21 protein-coding genes and 1 pseudogene are annotated in these 17,388 nt (G+C 56.6%); 10 read left to right on the top strand and 12 right to left on the bottom strand.

From position 1 onward, the window contains the following. Positions 1-2: 2 nt before the first annotated feature. From AB7008_RS08390 to AB7008_RS08380, 3 genes are read right to left on the bottom strand one after another with little or no spacing between them, the layout of a single operon-like run. Entirely contained in the window at positions 3-800 is a 798-nt protein-coding gene (locus AB7008_RS08390) for a hypothetical protein (RefSeq protein ID WP_038936591.1), read from the bottom strand. 60 nt (positions 801-860) lie between these two features. Next, positions 861-1,772, bottom strand: a complete 912-nt coding sequence (locus AB7008_RS08385) for a nucleotidyl transferase AbiEii/AbiGii toxin family protein (RefSeq protein WP_038936590.1) — start codon at positions 1,770-1,772, stop codon at positions 861-863. Next, entirely contained in the window at positions 1,759-2,613 is an 855-nt protein-coding gene (locus tag AB7008_RS08380; protein ID WP_038936588.1) for a type IV toxin-antitoxin system AbiEi family antitoxin domain-containing protein, read from the bottom strand. Before AB7008_RS08380 ends, AB7008_RS08385 begins: the two co-directional genes overlap by 14 nt. A gap of 398 nt (positions 2,614-3,011) precedes the next feature. Here AB7008_RS08380 and AB7008_RS08375 point away from each other — a divergent pair, with 398 nt between their 5' ends. From AB7008_RS08375 to AB7008_RS08365, 3 genes are all read left to right on the top strand, one after another. Further along, positions 3,012-4,262 carry an SIR2 family protein gene (locus AB7008_RS08375; protein WP_049803085.1) on the top strand — a complete coding sequence of 417 codons (1,251 nt, stop codon included), beginning with the start codon at positions 3,012-3,014 and terminating at the stop codon, positions 4,260-4,262. A 161-nt stretch (positions 4,263-4,423) separates the two neighbouring features. Next, positions 4,424-4,780, top strand: a complete 357-nt coding sequence (locus AB7008_RS08370; RefSeq protein WP_049803084.1) for a hypothetical protein — start codon at positions 4,424-4,426, stop codon at positions 4,778-4,780. After that, positions 4,777-6,177 (top strand): argonaute/piwi family protein, encoded by a 1,401-nt coding sequence (locus tag AB7008_RS08365; RefSeq protein WP_038936587.1) that lies wholly within the window; start codon positions 4,777-4,779, stop codon positions 6,175-6,177. Before AB7008_RS08370 ends, AB7008_RS08365 begins: the two co-directional genes overlap by 4 nt. 14 nt (positions 6,178-6,191) lie before the next feature. On the opposite strand, the gene AB7008_RS08360 is transcribed toward AB7008_RS08365, so the two are convergent. Further along, a complete protein-coding gene (locus AB7008_RS08360; protein WP_155795456.1) occupies positions 6,192-7,205 on the bottom strand; it encodes a hypothetical protein in 1,014 nt (337 codons plus the stop codon). 192 nt (positions 7,206-7,397) lie between these two features. On the opposite strand from AB7008_RS08360, the gene AB7008_RS08355 reads away from it, so the two are divergent. After that, positions 7,398-7,592 carry a hypothetical protein gene (locus AB7008_RS08355; protein ID WP_080588721.1) on the top strand — a complete coding sequence of 65 codons (195 nt, stop codon included), beginning with the start codon at positions 7,398-7,400 and terminating at the stop codon, positions 7,590-7,592. On the opposite strand, the gene AB7008_RS08350 is transcribed toward AB7008_RS08355, so the two are convergent. The 8 genes from AB7008_RS08350 to AB7008_RS08315 form a co-directional block, all read right to left on the bottom strand. After that, on the bottom strand, positions 7,556-8,197 hold the full coding sequence (locus AB7008_RS08350; RefSeq protein ID WP_202949169.1) for a tyrosine-type recombinase/integrase: 642 nt from the start codon (positions 8,195-8,197) through the stop codon (positions 7,556-7,558). The genes AB7008_RS08355 and AB7008_RS08350 overlap by 37 nt on opposite strands. Next, positions 8,191-8,421, bottom strand: a complete 231-nt coding sequence (locus AB7008_RS08345; protein WP_202949168.1) for a hypothetical protein — start codon at positions 8,419-8,421, stop codon at positions 8,191-8,193. Before AB7008_RS08345 ends, AB7008_RS08350 begins: the two co-directional genes overlap by 7 nt. Before the next feature lie 6 nt (positions 8,422-8,427). Next, entirely contained in the window at positions 8,428-8,865 is a 438-nt protein-coding gene (locus tag AB7008_RS08340; protein WP_202949167.1) for a hypothetical protein, read from the bottom strand. A 284-nt stretch (positions 8,866-9,149) separates the two neighbouring features. Further along, complete coding sequence (locus tag AB7008_RS08335; protein ID WP_244429220.1) at positions 9,150-9,281, bottom strand: hypothetical protein; 132 nt, start codon at positions 9,279-9,281, stop codon at positions 9,150-9,152. Beyond that, positions 9,278-9,556, bottom strand: coding sequence for a pyruvate kinase alpha/beta domain-containing protein (locus AB7008_RS08330; RefSeq protein ID WP_071916583.1), 279 nt, complete (start codon positions 9,554-9,556; stop codon positions 9,278-9,280). Before AB7008_RS08330 ends, AB7008_RS08335 begins: the two co-directional genes overlap by 4 nt. 85 nt (positions 9,557-9,641) lie before the next feature. Continuing rightward, on the bottom strand, positions 9,642-10,118 hold the full coding sequence (locus AB7008_RS08325; protein WP_080588720.1) for an Lrp/AsnC family transcriptional regulator: 477 nt from the start codon (positions 10,116-10,118) through the stop codon (positions 9,642-9,644). Positions 10,119-10,446: 328 nt separating this feature from the next. After that, complete coding sequence (locus tag AB7008_RS08320; protein WP_212477297.1) at positions 10,447-12,225, bottom strand: FAD-dependent oxidoreductase; 1,779 nt, start codon at positions 12,223-12,225, stop codon at positions 10,447-10,449. 28 nt (positions 12,226-12,253) lie between these two features. Then, positions 12,254-13,792: a phosphoenolpyruvate hydrolase family protein gene (locus AB7008_RS08315; RefSeq protein ID WP_049803097.1), complete on the bottom strand. Its 1,539-nt coding sequence runs from the start codon at positions 13,790-13,792 to the stop codon at positions 12,254-12,256. A gap of 235 nt (positions 13,793-14,027) precedes the next feature. On the opposite strand from AB7008_RS08315, the gene AB7008_RS08310 reads away from it, so the two are divergent. The 6 genes and pseudogenes from AB7008_RS08310 to AB7008_RS08285 all read left to right on the top strand — a co-directional run bounded on the left by AB7008_RS08310 (position 14,028) and on the right by AB7008_RS08285 (position 17,119). Next, complete coding sequence (locus tag AB7008_RS08310; protein ID WP_223153738.1) at positions 14,028-14,297, top strand: hypothetical protein; 270 nt, start codon at positions 14,028-14,030, stop codon at positions 14,295-14,297. Continuing rightward, a complete protein-coding gene (locus tag AB7008_RS08305; RefSeq protein ID WP_223153739.1) occupies positions 14,294-14,593 on the top strand; it encodes a hypothetical protein in 300 nt (99 codons plus the stop codon). The genes AB7008_RS08310 and AB7008_RS08305 overlap by 4 nt, the downstream gene beginning before the upstream one ends. 913 nt (positions 14,594-15,506) lie before the next feature. Continuing rightward, positions 15,507-15,993: pseudogene (locus tag AB7008_RS08300) on the top strand (sugar phosphate isomerase/epimerase); the annotation flags it as partial. Positions 15,994-16,006: 13 nt separating this feature from the next. Beyond that, positions 16,007-16,258: an FAD-dependent oxidoreductase gene (locus AB7008_RS08295; RefSeq protein ID WP_071916584.1), complete on the top strand. Its 252-nt coding sequence runs from the start codon at positions 16,007-16,009 to the stop codon at positions 16,256-16,258. After that, positions 16,215-16,865 carry an NAD(P)/FAD-dependent oxidoreductase gene (locus AB7008_RS08290; RefSeq protein ID WP_071916585.1) on the top strand — a complete coding sequence of 217 codons (651 nt, stop codon included), beginning with the start codon at positions 16,215-16,217 and terminating at the stop codon, positions 16,863-16,865. Before AB7008_RS08295 ends, AB7008_RS08290 begins: the two co-directional genes overlap by 44 nt. Further along, complete coding sequence (locus tag AB7008_RS08285) at positions 16,853-17,119, top strand: PAS-domain containing protein (protein ID WP_223154100.1); 267 nt, start codon at positions 16,853-16,855, stop codon at positions 17,117-17,119. The genes AB7008_RS08290 and AB7008_RS08285 overlap by 13 nt, the downstream gene beginning before the upstream one ends. Positions 17,120-17,388 lie beyond the last annotated feature (269 nt).

Genomic DNA, 17,388 nt, shown 5'->3' with positions numbered 1-17,388 from the left:
GTTCACTTGTATTTCTTTTCCGTTTCGCGCTGAATTGCACCTGAGAGCAACTTAGCGTTTTCAATCACGTCCGTGAAATATGGCTCGTCCACGACCAATTCCTCTCCGACCGCCCCTCGTCCTTTCCTTCCGGCTTTTTCGACATAGATCTTGTTGATCGCACCCCGGCTGTGGACGATCACATCGCGCGACGCCTTCATTTCGATAAAGCTTTCAAGGATCTCGCTCTTGATGTCGATCGAAAGAACTTTCGCGAATTTCTCCAAGTAGTCCTTTGGTTTCGCGAATAGCAGTTCCTGGCAACGCGATTCGATCACGGCTTCGAGAAGGACATCGCGATCCTCCAATTCAAGAAAGAGATTAAGAGGAATGTTCTTGTCGCCGATCAGGACAAGCTTCTCCGGCGTATCGAGGATCGCAATTCTAAGGCAATCTTGTATGAACGCTTCGACTCGAGACACTATCGCGACGATATTTGTTTCGAATATCCCCCGGTCGCACTGCGCTTTAAACACGTCACCGACATCCCTATCGCGCCGTCTGCTCACGACATCCTGGTTTCGTTTGGGTACCGAGTATTCCTTCTTGGCACTCGACTTGCTGCCGCGCAGCTCCTCCGCCTTTTTGTCCAATTCAGGCCGAAGCAGATGCGTAAATATCCAAGCATCATTGAGGTAGCGAAAGAGTTGAATGTGCTTGTCGTAGATCTTTTTGGAAACCGGATGCTTGCGTGTCACTTTAGTCGTCATCGCTTTTGTCTGGATAGCTGAAAGGAAGGGGCCAAAAAAACAGGCCAGCATAGCATGCTCCCGCAACAGTTGTAGCCCCCCTTTGGGCGTGAGAAGGCTCGCGCTACTGCGCTATTTGATGAGGACCTTTTCAAGATCGGCGACAAGCCGGCCCCGCTTTTCCTTCGAGAGCTTGTCGAGGTTCTGCTGGCGCCATTTGATGGCCGGCAGATTGGCAGTATCAGGCACGCCGAGGAGATCCCAATCCGGTTGACCACGTTCGAAGGACACTAGGAATTTTCGGTGATCCTCGGGCATCTTGCCGACGATCTCATCAACGAGTTTCTTGCGCGCGTCTTTCAGCTCGTCCTTCGACACGGGCTTGTCGGTCATCCCTTCGAAGCCGTGAAGGAATTCGTCGCTGATATCTTTTTGCGGCGAGCCAAGTACCTCGAACATCGGCCTGTCGTGACTCAAGAGGTAGACGATGAAGGCCTTGCGGAGTTCATCGGTAATTCCCTCATTGGCCAGCAGGTCGCGAATATCGAACAGGTCACGCGGATGCTGGCGATCCAAAGTGGCGACGATTTTTCCACCATAGAGGTCGGCGAAGGAAACAGTGCGGGCCTCTGCAAACCCAAACTCGCCTTCGACGGCGGGACGCACGGAGGTCAGAACGGGCTCGAAGACGCAACCGCGCAGCACCGGCGTGACTTCAATCTTGATCTGGACGTGCTGGCTACGAACGACAAGTTTGACGATGCCCCCCTCTTTCTGGGTTTCGTGGACCTGTACACTTGGGATTTTCTCTTTGATCTTGCCAACTATGCGCTTCATCGCCGCGTCAATGTCGGCAAGGGATTCAGCTCGTGGTGCTATGGGAACATAAGTGAGATCTATATCCACGGAGAGTCGGGGCATGTCGCGAACGAACAGATTGATCGCGGTGCCGCCTTTCAGGGCGAAGCACTCTTCCTCGGTGACAAACGGAAGAGCGCGCAGCAGTAGCGCGACCTGCTTTTTATAAACGTCAGCGAACGCCATCGAGGTCTCCGGGAACGGTTATCTGATAGGTAGGATCGAGGACGCCACCTCTAACGAGCATGCGTTTGCCTTGGCCCAGATCGACGGTTTCTTTGCTGAGGCGTTTGAGCCAGGCATGCTTGTGGCGATCTGCAAAGTAAAAGAAGAGGCGTTTGACCTTCACGCTCACACAATCCTGCAAGAGCTTTTGCAGGCGATCCGGCCGAAGATTGGCGAGGCCGCCAAGGAGAGCATCGACTTGCCCGAAACTTTCATTGTTGGGCAATTCGTCGAGCAGCTCAAAGACAGCGCGCTCAGGCGTCGATAAGGTCAAAGGCCAATCCCATTGTCCCCAGTTCAGTTGGGCTACGTCACCTCCTCGAAAGGCCGTGACGTCGAGCATCTTCCCGGTTTGGACGTTCCAACGCACACTGCTTATGCCTTTTGCGACGGGTTCGTTTTTGAAGAGCCGCCGGTCGTTGTGGTAGACGAACTTGACGGACAGCGGCAGCTTCTGAACCCAGTGCGGCGGTGCCTTTGGTCCGTAGAGATGAACGCGCGTCGTCGATTGCGGGAGGTAGTGTGCATAGCCTTGCAGCTCGAGCGCCGTCCGCCCGCCAACCACAAGCGGTGAATGGTTGAGGATGGTTTGTAGGGATATGACAACCTGCTGCCAGCTTAGGGCGCCACGCGGACGCCGGAAAACACCGCGGTTGGGCTGTTCGAGCCACCCTGACTTTACGTACAGGTTTTGAAGCTGGGTGGAGTAGCCGTGGCGTTTGAGCCAAGCTGAATCCACCAGCAGCCCTTCTGGGAGGAGCTTGTCGAGCTGGTTTAGAAGGCGTCCCTTTGATCTAGTCATGCTTGATAATATAGCATATATTCAAACCGATGGCTAGTTTGAAATTCCTCATATAAATCAATTATGACTTGATAATCTCTAAGAACAGCAAACCAGCCAGAATTCGGCGTAAATTTATGAAATCCTTTCAGTACCTTAGGTCAGCCGCGGCGGAGCCGTCTTAGACCGCCGGATGCCGGCTCAGCAGGCCTTCTGAAAGCTGTGGACAGCCGGAACACCCCATTCACGCGAAAGAACATATCACGCACGCTTCGGGAGCAATTTTGCCAGGCCTTTCCGTCCCCAATCCGCATCGCGACGACCGATCGGCCTTCCCTCGCGCCCGTCAACTCAAAGGCGATTATATAAGTAGTATTTTATCAGTGGTTGTATGCGCCCAGCAAAGCTAGCCTGAACCAATGGAGCAAGCAGAGTTCATCCGCATCGTAACGGAAGCGCCAGGCATGTTTGCTTGGATGCTCGGCGCGGGCTCGTCCCAAAGTGCAGGCCTACCTACAGCCTGGGATATCATTTGGGATCTAAAGCGGCGCTACTATTGTTCTGAAGAGCACCAGGAAGTTTCGTCGAACGATCTGCAAAACGCTGCGGTCCGCGAGAAGATCGAATCCTATCTGATGTCGCGCGGCTTTCCCGCGTCGAGCGATCCCACGGCCTATAGCCGAAGTTTCGAACTGATCTTCGGCGCCGACCTCGAACGGCAAAGCCGTTATCTGCAAGCTAAGCTCTCCGAGAAAGCATCATCCCTCACTCTCGGTCACAGAGTCTTTGGCGGCCTGTTCAGCACGGGAGCAATCAAGGTCGTGTTTACGACCAACTTCGACACGGTTGTCGAACGCGCCGTTGCGGAAGTGACCGGCAAGAGCCTCGCTGCATTTCATCTCGAAGGAAGCTACGCCGCAAAGCAAGCACTGAACAACGATGCCTTCCCCATCTACTGCAAGCTTCACGGCGACTTTCGCTTCACGAGCATCAAGAATCTTACGGAGGATCTGAAAACACAAAATGCCGAGATGGGCGACTGCCTTGTAACGGCCTGCAATCGGTTCGGCATGATCGTGGCAGGCTACAGCGGTCGTGACGAGAGCGTGATGCAGCTCCTTCACCGCGTTCTTGACGGCCCCAATCCATTCCCCCATGGCCTTTACTGGACAACCCTGAAGGGGCGGCAGCCGCTCCCGGCCGTGACCGCGCTATTAGAAGCGGCTCACGCCAAGGGGGTGCGCGCCGAGCTCATCGAAATCGAAACCTTCGATTCCCTGATGTCACGGATCTGGAAGCAATTCCCGGAGAGGCCAAAAGAACTCATCGAGAAGATCGACCGGACCGGCTCTCAAGCCGTTTCTATTCCGCGCAAGGGAGCTGGCACCGGCGAGCCAATTCTCCGCCTGAATGCACTTCCGTTGATAGAGCTACCCGACAGTTGCCTTGAACTCAGTTTTGCGGCGCCCAAGGACTGGGATGATATTCACGCCGCGGAAAAGCAGGCACGTAATAAGATCATTGCGACAAAAGGCTCGTCGATTTTGGCATGGGGCGGCGAACAGGCCCTGCGGCAAGCGTTTGGCACAGATCTCACCTCGCTGTCGCCGTGTTCCATCAAGGACCGCTTCAGGATTACGCGAACAATCTCCAGCTTAAGGGCTTCATAGAGCGTGCGATAGGCCTTTCCCTTATCCGAGGGAAGCCGCTGCTGATGCGGGATTGGCGCGGCGGATCGGTCCTTATTCTCGATCGGCTACATCTTAATCCGGACCTGACACGGGGCATCTCTCAATGTGTCGGGGGCAGTCTGCATGGCCGGATTGATGGCATGGTCTCCGCGATAACCCCGGATCACCCCAAATCCGAAGAAGTGTGGTGGGCCGAGGCGGTCCGGCTCGATGTGGACGAAATTGACGGCCGGTTCTGGCTTGTCCTGAAACCCGATGTCTGGATTTGGCCTAAGCACGCACGACAGCAAGCCACGAGTTTTCTGGATGAGCGGCTGGGAAACCGGTTCAACAACCGGGGCGACGCATTGCTCTCGGCATGGATCAATGTCCTGCTTCCCAGCTCGGGGCGAGCGGCCGATCACGTTTTGAAGCCTTTCGAAGGACCGGAGGGTCCCGGCTCGCCGAAGATCGTCGTCAATGCGCGCACGGCTTTTAGCCGGAGGATGATTGCATGACTGCATCGCCTTCGGAAATGGATGGATATGCGACGATCCCCGAACCGGACCTCGTTTTTGCCGGTAACGGCTTGGACAAGCATCCCCTCCGTGGCCTTCTTCAGCATGGTCCTTATAGCCTGCCGCTCGGTATCCCAACGCGGGTACGCGTCGCCTTACTGGCTCCGAAGGGGTTGCTGCCAAAGCTGGACGGCATTCTCCGCGAACTGAAGGGTTCGGCTCGGCCGCGCGAAGCGCTCAACTACTATCCGGAATATCCGGGCTTCGAACAGCTGTTCCGTACCCCGCTGATTTCCGAGACAGCACGCCGGTTCGAAATGCCGGAGGATCTCAACCAGCTCGCGCTTCAGGGCAATCGCAATGAACTCGCGCGTCAGATTTTCGATGCGATCGGCAAGCTCACCCTGCAGCGGGCCGAGTTTGACGTACTGCTCATGTATCTGCCGAATTCCTGGGAAGCTTGCTTTGAATCGCCGGGCTTCGACCTGCATGATTTTCTCAAGGCATTCTGCGCACCAACCCGGATTCCGATCCAGATTGTCCTAGCGGGCGCCCTCCTGCGCAAATGCCGCGCGAATGTGATGTGGGGCCTGAGCGTGGCACTTTATGCCAAGGCTGGCGGAATTCCCTGGAAGCTCGCCGGCCTAAACCCCGACGAGGCCTATATCGGCATCAGCTATGCGATGAAGAAAGGCAGCGACGGGACTGACTATACGACCTGCTGTAGCCAGGTGTTCGACCCGGACGGCACTGGCTTTCAGTTCGTTGCCTACGATACCAAGAGCTTCACGCAGGACCGGCGCGGCAATCCGTATCTCGATTACAATGAAATGATGGCCGTGATGTCCCGCAGCCTTGAAATCTATCAGAGCGGCCACTCGGGCCGTCCTCCTAAAAAAGTGACGGTACATAAGAATACCCCCTTCAGGGAGGAGGAGATCCTGGGGACCCTCGATGCGTTCAGCGACCGGACGAATGTCGAGCTTGTCCAGATTGTAAAATCATCGAACTGGATGGCACTCGCCTATGGCGATAACAAACGCGCCTCCGGCTACCCCCTTCTCCGCGGGACACACCTACCACTAACCCCCGATGCCGCATTTTTCTGGTCACAAGGCAGCGTGAACGGCGTCCACATGACGGCATCCAAGCCCGTCTACAAGGAAGGCAATCTCAAACCAATCCCATCCCCGCTTCTGCTCAAACGGTTTACCGGTGCGGGAGGATGGCACGATACCTGCGCGGGCATTCTCGGGCTTACGAAAATGGATTGGAATAACAATACGCTCTATAAAAAACTGCCGGTGACGCTCGAATATTCTCAGCGCTTCGCGCGAATTATCCAGCAAAATCCAAATATGGTCGATGACGTCTTCGATTTCCGAAATTTTATGTAGATTTCCGGATCAATTTATTTGCCGCGTGCGCGATCGATCGCCGCGTCGATTTCACGCTCACAGGCGTCGGCGGCTTCCAATATCCATTCCCGTAACCGCTCGGTTTCCATGATAAATGCCTTGTAGTGTCGAAGTGCGCTGTGCGGATTCTTTTCCATGCGCAGCTTGTCCGCGCGCTGCGCCCAACGTTGGATTGGGTCGCGCTTGGCTTTTAGCGGATAGTTTTTGCCGAGCCACTCGACGAACTCAAGTCGGTTTCCGGAAAAACCGCGCTTCTGCGCAAACGCCATCGCCTCTTGCGAGAAGGCAAGAGGCCAAGTCTGACAATCAACAACAGCCTGATCCCGTGTCGTCCGCTGATTTTCATAGACCCCGTCGGCTACGATCTTAATGCAAGTGTCCTGTTCCTGAATGATCTCGTCGAGATGATCGGCAAGGGTGGCGACCGTGGTGACGCTATTATGCGCGCATGCGGCAGATAATGTGCCACAGCCTCTTCCAAAATCCTCGATCTCGCCGGGAAAGCTAGGATGCCCTTTGAAATACTTCTTCGAACGATCTGGGAGACGCTGACCGGATGACCACCCAAAATACAATGGCCGGTACCCGTTGAGGAACCCGCACACGACATCGAAGTAGAAGACAGCAAGGCTTGGCAGTATTGCCTCGTGCTGCAAACCGGCGTGATAGACCTCGTTTCGCACGCCATGCATGATGAGCACGGTCTGCGCGATCTCCTCGGTCATCTCACCCGTCAATCGGGCAAACGCGACTTTCTCCGGAAAGGTCCGACCTAGGGCCTTGTCGAGGGCCTCTTGGTGCTCGTAGGTCTCCCCCCGAAAAGAGAATGACTTCAGCTCAGAAGCCTTGTCCTTGGCGATCTGATGCAAGACGAGTTCAAGGGCGTTGTCGGTCAACATCACGCCGAAGCGCGCATTGTTAACGTCGCCCTTCGATAGGTGCTCGAGGGCCAAATCCAATTGCTCTAAGACGTTCGCAAGAAACAATAGCATCGTCGCAGCATGCACGATCAGAGCCAGCTAGAAAAGGCGACTGGCGTGGAGTTGGAGGAGAGAGAACAGGTTGTACAAAATGGGAAAGCTCGTCACTGAGCCGCATTTCCGAGAGATTACGAAGGACTTTTGCGGCTCGCGGTGTTCCGATTGTCGTGCACAACCGGGCACGCCGCGATGCAAGGAGCTACACCATCTCAGCTTACGATGATCGAGCGCATCGAGCGTGCGCTGGTGCTGCTCGCTTATTTCATCGAGCAGGATGGCGACTTCTGGGTCCCGATGTACGAAAAATTTGAGGCCGAGCATCAGGAATTGAAGGACAGGGAAGATACGAAGGCACGCGCTCGGCGTCGGCTGTTGGCCTACAGCGAAGTAGGCGCCTTGAAGGCAATCCGCTGAAGATATTTGAGCTTCAATTCAAGCGACGGGCCTTTCCCGTACTTCGGCTTATAGGTCTTGTGGCCCATGAGACTGTCGATGAGGCTATCGGGGGCTTCAGCCGCGATCAGCCGGCCCTTGAAGCTATGTCGCAGCGAATAGACGGTGTGTTCCTTCGTGGGCCGCAGCCCATTCTCCTGAAGATACTTGTTCAACGCCGCGGATAGATTGGAAGACTTATCACGATAGCGCGAGAAGCCCTGCGGCCGCTTTTTCATGGCGGCGAGCGCAGCGCCGACCAACGGTATCTCTCGCTGTGAATCGGCCGTCTTGAGGCGGCGCCCCTCCGGCAAGATCTTCACGTGAGGTATTGGCCCCTTCAGAATGATCGCATCTTCCTGAAGGTTCACGACCTCTGAAGGTCGCAGACCCGTGTCGGCCACCACGTACAAGACCAGTCGAGCATCCTCGTTCAAGCCATCCAGGGCGCCCTTTGCAAGCAGTCGCTTCTGGATGAAATCTGTTTCATAGGGGACCCGTGGCCGTTCGACCCCGCCCTTCAGCCGAAGTCCCTTGAAGATGTCAGGCAGGTTGAGCCGCCGCCGAATGCTGACTTCCTTCAGCATCGGTTGAGTTGACCAATATCCTTGTTGGCTGTCTTGGGCTCGGCCTCTTCGGCAATGATGCGGCCACGCCACCATTCGCAGTAATTGATGCCGTCCTCTTCGTTGATTTCATTGATGGGCTTGTCTTTAGCAATCTTCACGAACCGCTCAACGGCGCGCGAGCGCCCATTGCGCCAAATGCGGAGCTGATCGGGCGAAAGATCCCTCACCTCGTCCTTTGTCATGGCTTCTTATTCGGTAAACAGAGCGGACAGCATAAAGGCCGGCCTCTTCGCGGCCCCGAACAATGCTGCACGGGCGGCACTATCATCAGCTACCCCTTTTGCGACGAGGGCCTCGAGGCGCTGCAAGCGAGCTTCCGGCGGCTGACGTAGCAGTTCGTCGTATTCGACGTATTCGAACCCCAGCGAGCGCGTACGCTGCCGCGCGGACTCATAGCTTGAGAGCTGTTCTGTCCGCTGCCCGTTCGCGAGTCCCTTCCAGAATATCTCGAGTTGCTCGTTGAGCTGCTGCGCAACTCGCACAGCGCGCCGCCCTGCGCGATCATCAGCGATCTTGATGCGCGTCGAATGCTTGATGACACGGCGACGATCAAGCTTCGCGAACTCAATCGGTACGCGACGAACGAACTGCCAGGTGCCGTGACGGCGGGTGAGAAAGTCGGGCATTCTCAAGAACGTGTTGGACGAAATGTTGGACGTTTTGTTGGACGTTTCTTGAGAATACACGTATCAAACACAGCCCGAAAAGTCTATGTATTTCGATAATTTACGGAATTTCTAGGAAAGTTTGGGAGGGAGTGGAGCGGGTGAAGGGAATCGAACCCTCGTATTCAGCTTGGAAGGCTGATGCTGCCTCGAACTCAAGCAATATCGGGCCCGGTCACAGCTGAATCCTGAGGTGGTCCATATGACGATCGGGTGGCCTTCTGCAGCGCGATAAGGGCATTGTCTTAACAAGCGACAACGCGAAGATTGTTTGTCGCGCCTCTAAGTCCAAACGGCACTCCAGAGACAATCAAAGCCAAGTCGCCCAATCGAATATAGCCTTCGTGGTGCGCGGCCGCCGAGGCGATCCGCGTCATCTCCTCATAACCAGAAGGACCGCTAGACACGGCACTGCGCCCCCCCCCACAACAAGCACATGCGCCGAGCCACTTTCTCGTCCGGGGGTAAGGGCAAGGATCGGCACCGGCGGCCGGCTGCGCGAGATCCGAGCAGCCGTCGTCCCGCCTGCCGTGAACCCGATGATGACCTTGGCGCCAATTTTAGCGGCAAGATCTGCCCCCGCGGCCGCGACGGCATGCGAAGGGGTACTCTCCACGTCAGCTCGAGAAGCCTCAATCAGCGACCGATACATCGATCGAGTCATAAAGACCAAAGCCGCCCCTTACGGACTGCGGTCGACGGTAGTTGAGCAAGCCAATGTCCTCTTCGTCAGTCGCTTAACACCATGCGATGGAGGCTATTGGCAAAGTAAATCCTGCTTTGAACCGATCCATGACAACCATTGTTTCAATGCGCTTTATGTCTGAACTTTCGTCTGTAAGGCGCCGGGCAAACCGCTCGTAATCTTCCATATCGTTTACGGTAACGAGCAAGACGAGGTCAGCCAGACCTGTAACGCAGAATGCGCTCATCACTTCAGACATGTTGCGAATTTGCCTCTTTAGACGATCAACGGTATCGGCACGCGCGCGCTCCAAGGAAATGAGAACCACTGCGGTCACGTTACGGCCAATTGCTTTTGGAGAAATGATGGAAACGTCGGCCTCTATGACACCCGTCGATCGAAGGCGTTTCAGCCGACGTTGAACTCCGGATGCGGATAGGCCGACCTTCCCTCCAAGTTGTTCACTACAGAGGCGATTGTCTCGTTGGACAAGATCAAGAAGACGAAAATCGATCTTGTCGAGTTGCATCACTGCCTCGCGGCCAGCGGATTGCGATCGCGTCGGGGAAGCAGACGCCTGCGCTGCTTGTCCTGACATTTTCGACTCCTCACTACGCCGCCTAGCTGTTGAACGATCGATTTCTCGCGCTGTCATATGTCTTGGAACACCTGTTGGGAGCCCAGCTCTTTGCGATACATCGTAGACAGTTGGTGCGGCGATCTCCCCCTCCGCCGGGCTCACCAAACTCGAACCCGGCCGCCCCTCGAGGATGTCGCGGGTCGGGGCCGACGTTTCTATCGATGCGCGCCCCGGACCCGAGCACATATTCCCCGCCACAGACGAGTGTGGTAGATCGTCAAGCTCTGGAGGCGACGGCTTTTTGCTCCTGATCAGCGGAAAGCACTATTGCGTTGACGGTGCGATATGCGAATACGATGGCGGGACCGATTGTTATGCCTGCCCCGGGATAAATCCCGCGCATCGGCGACGTCATGTCGTTGCCGCAAGCATAAAGACCCTGGATTGCATTGCCTTGTGCATCCAGGACGTTTCCGTAACTGTCCGTCGCCAATCCGGTCGCCGTGCCAAGCGTTGCCGGAACGATCGGCAGCGCGACAAATGGTCCGCTCTTGATTGGTCCAAGATTTGGATTTTTTCCGACGGTCGGATCGCCGAGCGTGCGATTGAAAGCCGATTCCCCACGCTTAAAGAGGGGATCCCGTCCTTGGGCAGCGTGCGCGTTGTGTTCCTCGATCGTCTTTTGAAGCACAGCGGGATCTAGTCCCAGCTGCTTTGCGAGCTCAGAAATCGTTTCACCTGCCTTGACGTAGCCAAGGCGGACATATTTACCGATACTCAACGTCCAGGGCCATGGCAGTAGGTGCCCCATGCCCCTCAATCGAACGAACTGGCGATCGCAGATGAAGTAGAATCGCTTATCTGCTGGATAGCCGTTTTCAAACATTGCCAGGCAAATATCGTGATACGAATTCGATTCGTTGACGAAGCGTCTGGCGTTTGGACCGACAGCAATGACCCCAGGACGGCCCCGGTCGAGCCAGCCGTATGGCACAACCTGCGAGCCGCTGCCGCGTTTCAGGATTGACACCGGCGTCCAGAAGCCTGCCGATGCGACATCTTTGTCGATGGCGGCCCCGAGCGTAGTTGCAAGCCCAATGCCATCACCGTTAACATCGGCGTGGGCCAACGTAACATCATGCTGGTGTGCACCACTGACGTCCGTTCTCAACTGCGCGTTCCGGGCAAAGCCGCCAGTTGCGAGAACAACACCACGTGAGGCGCGCACGCGGATGCCAACGTCGATCCGCTTGATAATGGCACCCGTGACGCGCCCGCCTTCCTGCGTGAGTTCGACCGCTGGAGAAGATGGCCAAATTTCTACGCCGTACTCGTGCAGGCTCACCAGCAGCCGCGCGATCAAGGCATTCCCACCGCTGAGCTCAGTACCACGCCTGAAGCTGAGCCGGTCCCGCGCATAGCGGCTCAGGCGAGTTACGACGTGTTTGAGCGACGCAACAGATTGGAGTGGGTTGAGAAAGCTTCTCACCTCGCTCGATGAGATCATCATGCCCCCGAGCACAACCCGAATGGGATCACCAATCAAATCGAAGTCCTTGCCGAGAAGCCGCCCATCATAGGGGGCCGGGCTCAGTGCCCGTCCCTTATCAGCGCCGCCAAGTTGGCTCGAGTGATAATCGGGCGTAGTGGCCAGGGTAAACTTGACACTCGTGCCGTTCTCGAGCGCAGTTAGCGCCGCCGGGCCGTCTTCAAGATAAGCATCAATGAATTGCGCACGATAATGAACGCCGAGTTCGTGCTGCAGGTATGTCCTCGCATTGGCGATGGTGTCATCGATGTTAGCCGCGCGCGCCTGAGCAGAACAAGGAACCCAGATCATGCCATTCGAAAGGGCCGTCGTTCCGCCAAGTCGCGGAGATTTCTCGCATACAATGACGCGCAGTCCGGCCTTTGCCGCATCGAGCGCCGCCGACAGCCCGGCCGCACCGCTTCCGATCACGAGGACATCTGTCTCCCAGTCCTGATCCGCTCTCGTCCCTCCTTTTGAGGCGAAAGCAATCGTGTCCGGCTTAGCTCGGTCATTTGGCGCGTTCATGCGGCCTCGCTGCACGTTGCAGTGAACATCAATGAGTTTGCGGAAGCGGGACAGCTTTGAATTCCGCCGCCGCTGTTTTCACTGCCCGCTCAATTGGAATTCTTTCGATCGAGGATGCGCCAACAAAGCCAACACACTCGGTCGTCCGATAGACCTCGATCGTATCTTCAGGCTCGGCAATTGCCCCACCATGGCAAAGCGAGAGCACGTCCGACCGGATGCTTCGCGCCGCCGCGTTGATCTCATTGATGCGCCGGATCGCCTCCTTAACGGATTGCCCCTCCTCATGACCGACAAGGCCACCGCGCGTTGCGCCGACATGTGGGACGATGCAGTCGGCCCCTGCACTTGCCATCGCTTTGGCGTCTTGAGGGCTTGCGACATAGGCGAGCGAAAAGATATTCTTCTTTCGCGCGAGAGCGATCAGTTCGACCTCACGTTCAAAGCCAAGGCCGACGCGGCCGCGGCGGTCACGCCAGTTGTCGCCCATGGTTGAGATCGTCGGATAGTTGATGACGCCGGAGAACCCAGCAGCCCAGAACTTGTCCAAGAGAGCATCGAGGTCGAGCCGGAGAGGATCCCAAGCCTCGATACCGCCAACTACGTAATCGGATACGCCTTTCGCCGGCCAAAGGACCATCGTGGGTCCTTTGGCACGCGATAGCCGTTCTGCCGTAAGCCGGCCAATGCTCGCGTTCTCAGACGCAGTTGTGCGCATGAGCGTCGTGTAAGGCGTATGGGCGTAGAACTGGCGACCCCGAAACTGATCAGGAACGCTCGATGGCAGGCCAAAATTGACCATATCGATCGCACCGGGCGCGATCACTTGCGGAATCTGTTGCCGCGACGCTGCCTTGAGCCGATCCGGACCGGCGCTTGCGGTGCCTCCAACGATTTCGTCTCCGAGCTCCGTTATGGTCAAATCAATGACGGCGTCGAATTCACCAGCCGCGATCAGCTGCTCCATTTTATGGCCGCCCGCCCCGTTAGCCGGAAAGACGATCGCGTCTACACCGGCGTCGGCAAGCCGCGCTACGCATTGATTCGCGGCCGGCGTGGTCACGCCGAAGGCCGTTATCGCAACGATCTTCTTGTCTCGTCCAAGCTTGACGGGAGCATAGTGCGTGGCCGCAATGGCCCGCCCCGCGTTCTTGAGCACCCTACTGGTAAAGACATTGATGCCGAACAGATCGACCAGCGTCGGATAGAGGATGATGTCGCTGTGAGTGGCCAATTCGGCGAGTAGCGCAGGCCTTGCGCTGCTCACCAGAAATTTCGGAAAGCCATAAGGCAGCTCAGACACAACTTCGCCGAAAACCGCGCTTGCCCTACCCCCCGCAACCCCGACAATCGCGCTGATCGTTCCTGCCCCCAGGAGGTCACCAACCTTACTGCGCGTCCTTTCAGCAATCTGCTTCAAGAGTTCCGTGGGGGTCTTCGCATCGGCTGGTTTGTCGCCGCCATCCCTCCCAGTGCCGACGTCGATCAGGATGGTCTTGCGGCCGCACGCCTCGATAATGTCCGCAAGGTAAGACGCCTCGCGGCCCTTGGTATCCAGCGTGGCCACGATCGCGACCGCATCCGTAGTCGCGGATCCAGTCGCTAGTTCGGACAGGTTACCATCACGGGCCGACCTCTGGTCGTCCGTACAATGGTGAGACACGATCTTCCTCCCAGATCATACCTAACTATAGGTGGTCTAGACCCGGCTCTACCCGGGTATAAGATTGGTGAGGCGGCCAAATGGGTAATATTGGGTAGAAACGTTGAGAGCGAGAGTTCGCGGCAAACTTGCTACACAGATGTCGGACATAGCTAAAGGCGCACAATTGCAAGTCTACGCGCCCTCCTTGCGCAGCCTTCCAAAAGGCTTCCTGCTGGTCATGGCGACCCTGCCAATCCTGGACTGGAACGACTGTCTTTTGCGAGACTTGCTAACCCTCGACCAGGCAACGACGGCTCTCTATGCGGCGATAATCATGATCGACCCGTTCGCCTGCTGGGAGGATAGGGCCGAATCGTTGAAGGATGCCGGCATCACCGGCGTCGCCAATTTCCGCGCGCATCTATGATCGAGCGGTCGGCGGCGGGCGTACCTGTTGATGCCGGACAGGAGCTCGAACTTCGGCGGAAGGAATGGTTCATAAGCCTTGGCTTCAAGGCGTTGTTTGCCGTCGCGAGCGATTCTGAAATTACTGCAGCGGAGAAGCGATTTGGCTCCCATCTGGACGGACTCATCCATCTACCAGCAGAGGCTCTTACACGGACGATGAGCGAGGAGATGGAGCTGGTAAGTCTTGGCCAGCACGGATCGTCATTTCCAATGGCCGCGCTTTTGGATGGGACGACTTCGAAGCGGCCAACTTGAGCAAAGTGACGCGCGGGACTGTCTGTGATCCGCAGCTTCCCGAGCATGGGTTTGTCTTGACGACCCCAGAAGACTGGCCGCCTTTCCGCGATGAAGTCTGTGCGGGTTCAAGCCTTCGGTGAATCGTTGTCGCTCGAGAGAATGCATTTTTCCGTTTGGCTGGTGAGGACGCGCTCAACAGCGGTCTCAGGACGACCTGATATGCGTATCTGGGAGCGTCAACAGCAGGTTCACGATCTAGGGGGAATTCAGCGCAGTTTGTGCATTTCCTGCTCGGGACTGGCAATGCTGGGCTGCCTCGCGAGGTGATCTCGTCGATATCGCCGGAATCAATCGCAGCTGGCGTTGCAATAGGCATTAGCTAAAAGTTGGATGCGGCCCCGTCGCTAATTGCTATTCTATGGAGGCGATCGTGGTGACGCCGCTGAAGAACCCCACGGGATTACAGATTTCCGAGCGATTTGCAGCGGGGGTGCACGGCATCGGGAGGCCGCGACAGCGCGCGCTTCCAGCTCGATGAACTCGCCGTTCGGGCCTCGGATGAGCCTGAACCACTTATCACATCGTTTCCGGTGCTGCTCCGTCCCATGATCTACTTCGTAGCCCGTCTTTTTCGTTACATGAGACGGCGCAACGGGCGGGATGTGTCAGGCACGACTATCGTTACGCTATCCGTCCATCGGACCGGCTGCAATCACCTCGATATCTCGACTGCCAAGTGGGCATGATGACGCCCCAAAAAAGACCGCCGCCGGATTTCTCCGGCAGCGGCTCAAGTCTTGGGAGAAAGCAGACGAACCGGTCTGCCAGCGGAGAAGAGATAAGAGCGGAATTCTGGCCCCCGCTCGCTATTATTCAAAAGATGTCGGATTGGTCACAGCGCACGAACTCAGCATCCGGGTAAAGTTGGGTAATCTACTTCGAAACGCATCGCAACAGGATGACGACGGATCTCCTCTTCACGCTCGACCTGATGGATCAGGTTCCGGAGATGCGCCTGCTTGCCGATCTCTCGCACTTCTTGGTGAGCTGCGAATTCTGGTATCCGATCTCGGACGAGGACGAAGCGCTGGTGCGGCGAGTGCTCGATCGCACTTGGGCATTTCATGGCCGTGTTGCGTCTCGCGAGCAGATACAGGTCGAGATCACGTTCCCTCAACACAAGATCTGGCTGGACCTATTTCTTGGATGGTCGAAATCCGGATTCAAGAGCTGGAAGACGCGCTGCTGCGGATGCCCGCCTCACCTTCGCATGCGAACTTGGCCCACAGCCTTACGCAATTAGCGATCGGCTGGGCAACGACACCACGGACCGCTGGCAGGAAGCTGTCCTGCTCAAATCCCTGGTGCGCGCAATCTGTTTGAGGAGGCGGCGAACGATGAGCAGTCGTCACCCGTAAATCGTTTAGTCGCGTGAGTAACCAATCCACGATAGTGATCGTTGGGGCGGGCGAAGCTGGTAACGCCGCTGCCGTCGCTCTGCGGGAGGCTGCTGGCATGGTGGTCATCGGCAATGAAAGTACGCTGCCGTATGAGCGCCCACCTCTGTCGAAGGCGGTCCTGAGCGACGAGGTCAACCCTGGACCAAAATTGATTGTCACGTCGGAACGCCTTGCCGAGCTTGGGGATCGATTATCGCCAGGGCAGCGAAGTGATTTCAATTGATCGCGCGGCCAGTATTGTCACGCTCTCAAACGGATCAGCAATAGCGTATCACCGGCTCATGCTGGCGACGGGAGCCCGACCTCGGAAATTGAGCATCCCGATCGCCGAAGGAGCCAATGCGGCGACACTGCGGACATCTGTCGTCTCATGCTCCAGAGCGGCTGCTGCTGACTGCCATGATTCGGGCATCGATACCTTGGGCCCGCAGGCTACGCTCCTACAAACAGATGCGAACGGACAGATAGCATTGATCAATTCCCGAGCGAGCGAATTCATCGGCTGCTCCTCGCAGCTTATCCATTCCGATCTTTTGCGAGCCGACCAGGTACCGAGCGATGAATCAACCGCAGCTGAAATTACCCAACGTGAGGTCTTTGACGACGTCGAAGGATTGGCGAGCGAGGCTCAACTCCCAGATGGACGGTGGCTACGAGTCAGCCGCAGTCCGACCCAAGAGGGGCGCGTTATCCTCGTTTATAGCGATATCACCAGTTTGAAGCATCAGAAAGCCGAGTTGCATGCGACGAACCTGAGACTGGATGCGGCGCTGACGCACATGTCTCAGGGTCTCTGCCTCTACGATAGTGGGGGCGGCTGCGAGTTGTAAACCGGCGCTTCCGTGAGATCTTTGATCTTTCGCCTGAGCTCGTTGTTCCGGGCACGACTTTCGAAGAGGTGCTCGGTCTGAGTGTTGCCGCTGGAAATCATGGCTGCCAGACGGTGCCCGATCTGCTGGCGGAGCCGGAGAACTGTTTGCTCCACAACGAGAGCGGCAACTATCTTCAGTCCCGGCAAATGAGACATCTACCGCTTCCTCAGGTGCGGCAGATGATGATCGGTCCAGCTTCATTTATGATCTGACTGAACAAATCATGATCTTCCTGTGTCCAGACGTGCGCCGTTGGTGATTCTGGTGAACGGGCATTATCGATCGGGTTCGGATCCATAAAGCTCCCCTTTCTATTATGAGAACAAAGGCCACTTGAAGATCTCCCCCAGGGAGTGAGCTGAAGTTCGTCACGAATTCAGACATGGGTGGCTTCGTCATCGAGAGGCCAAGTTCGAGTGTTAAAGAGGCTGGCTTTCGAGAAGCTGACAAAGGTCAAGCAAGGGAGATAAACCGGCGGCCG

It is taken from the genome of Bradyrhizobium sp. 521_C7_N1_3 (assembly GCF_052075975.1).
GTDB lineage: Bacteria > Pseudomonadota > Alphaproteobacteria > Rhizobiales > Xanthobacteraceae > Bradyrhizobium > Bradyrhizobium japonicum.
This window is presented reverse-complemented; position numbering and strand designations above follow the sequence as displayed.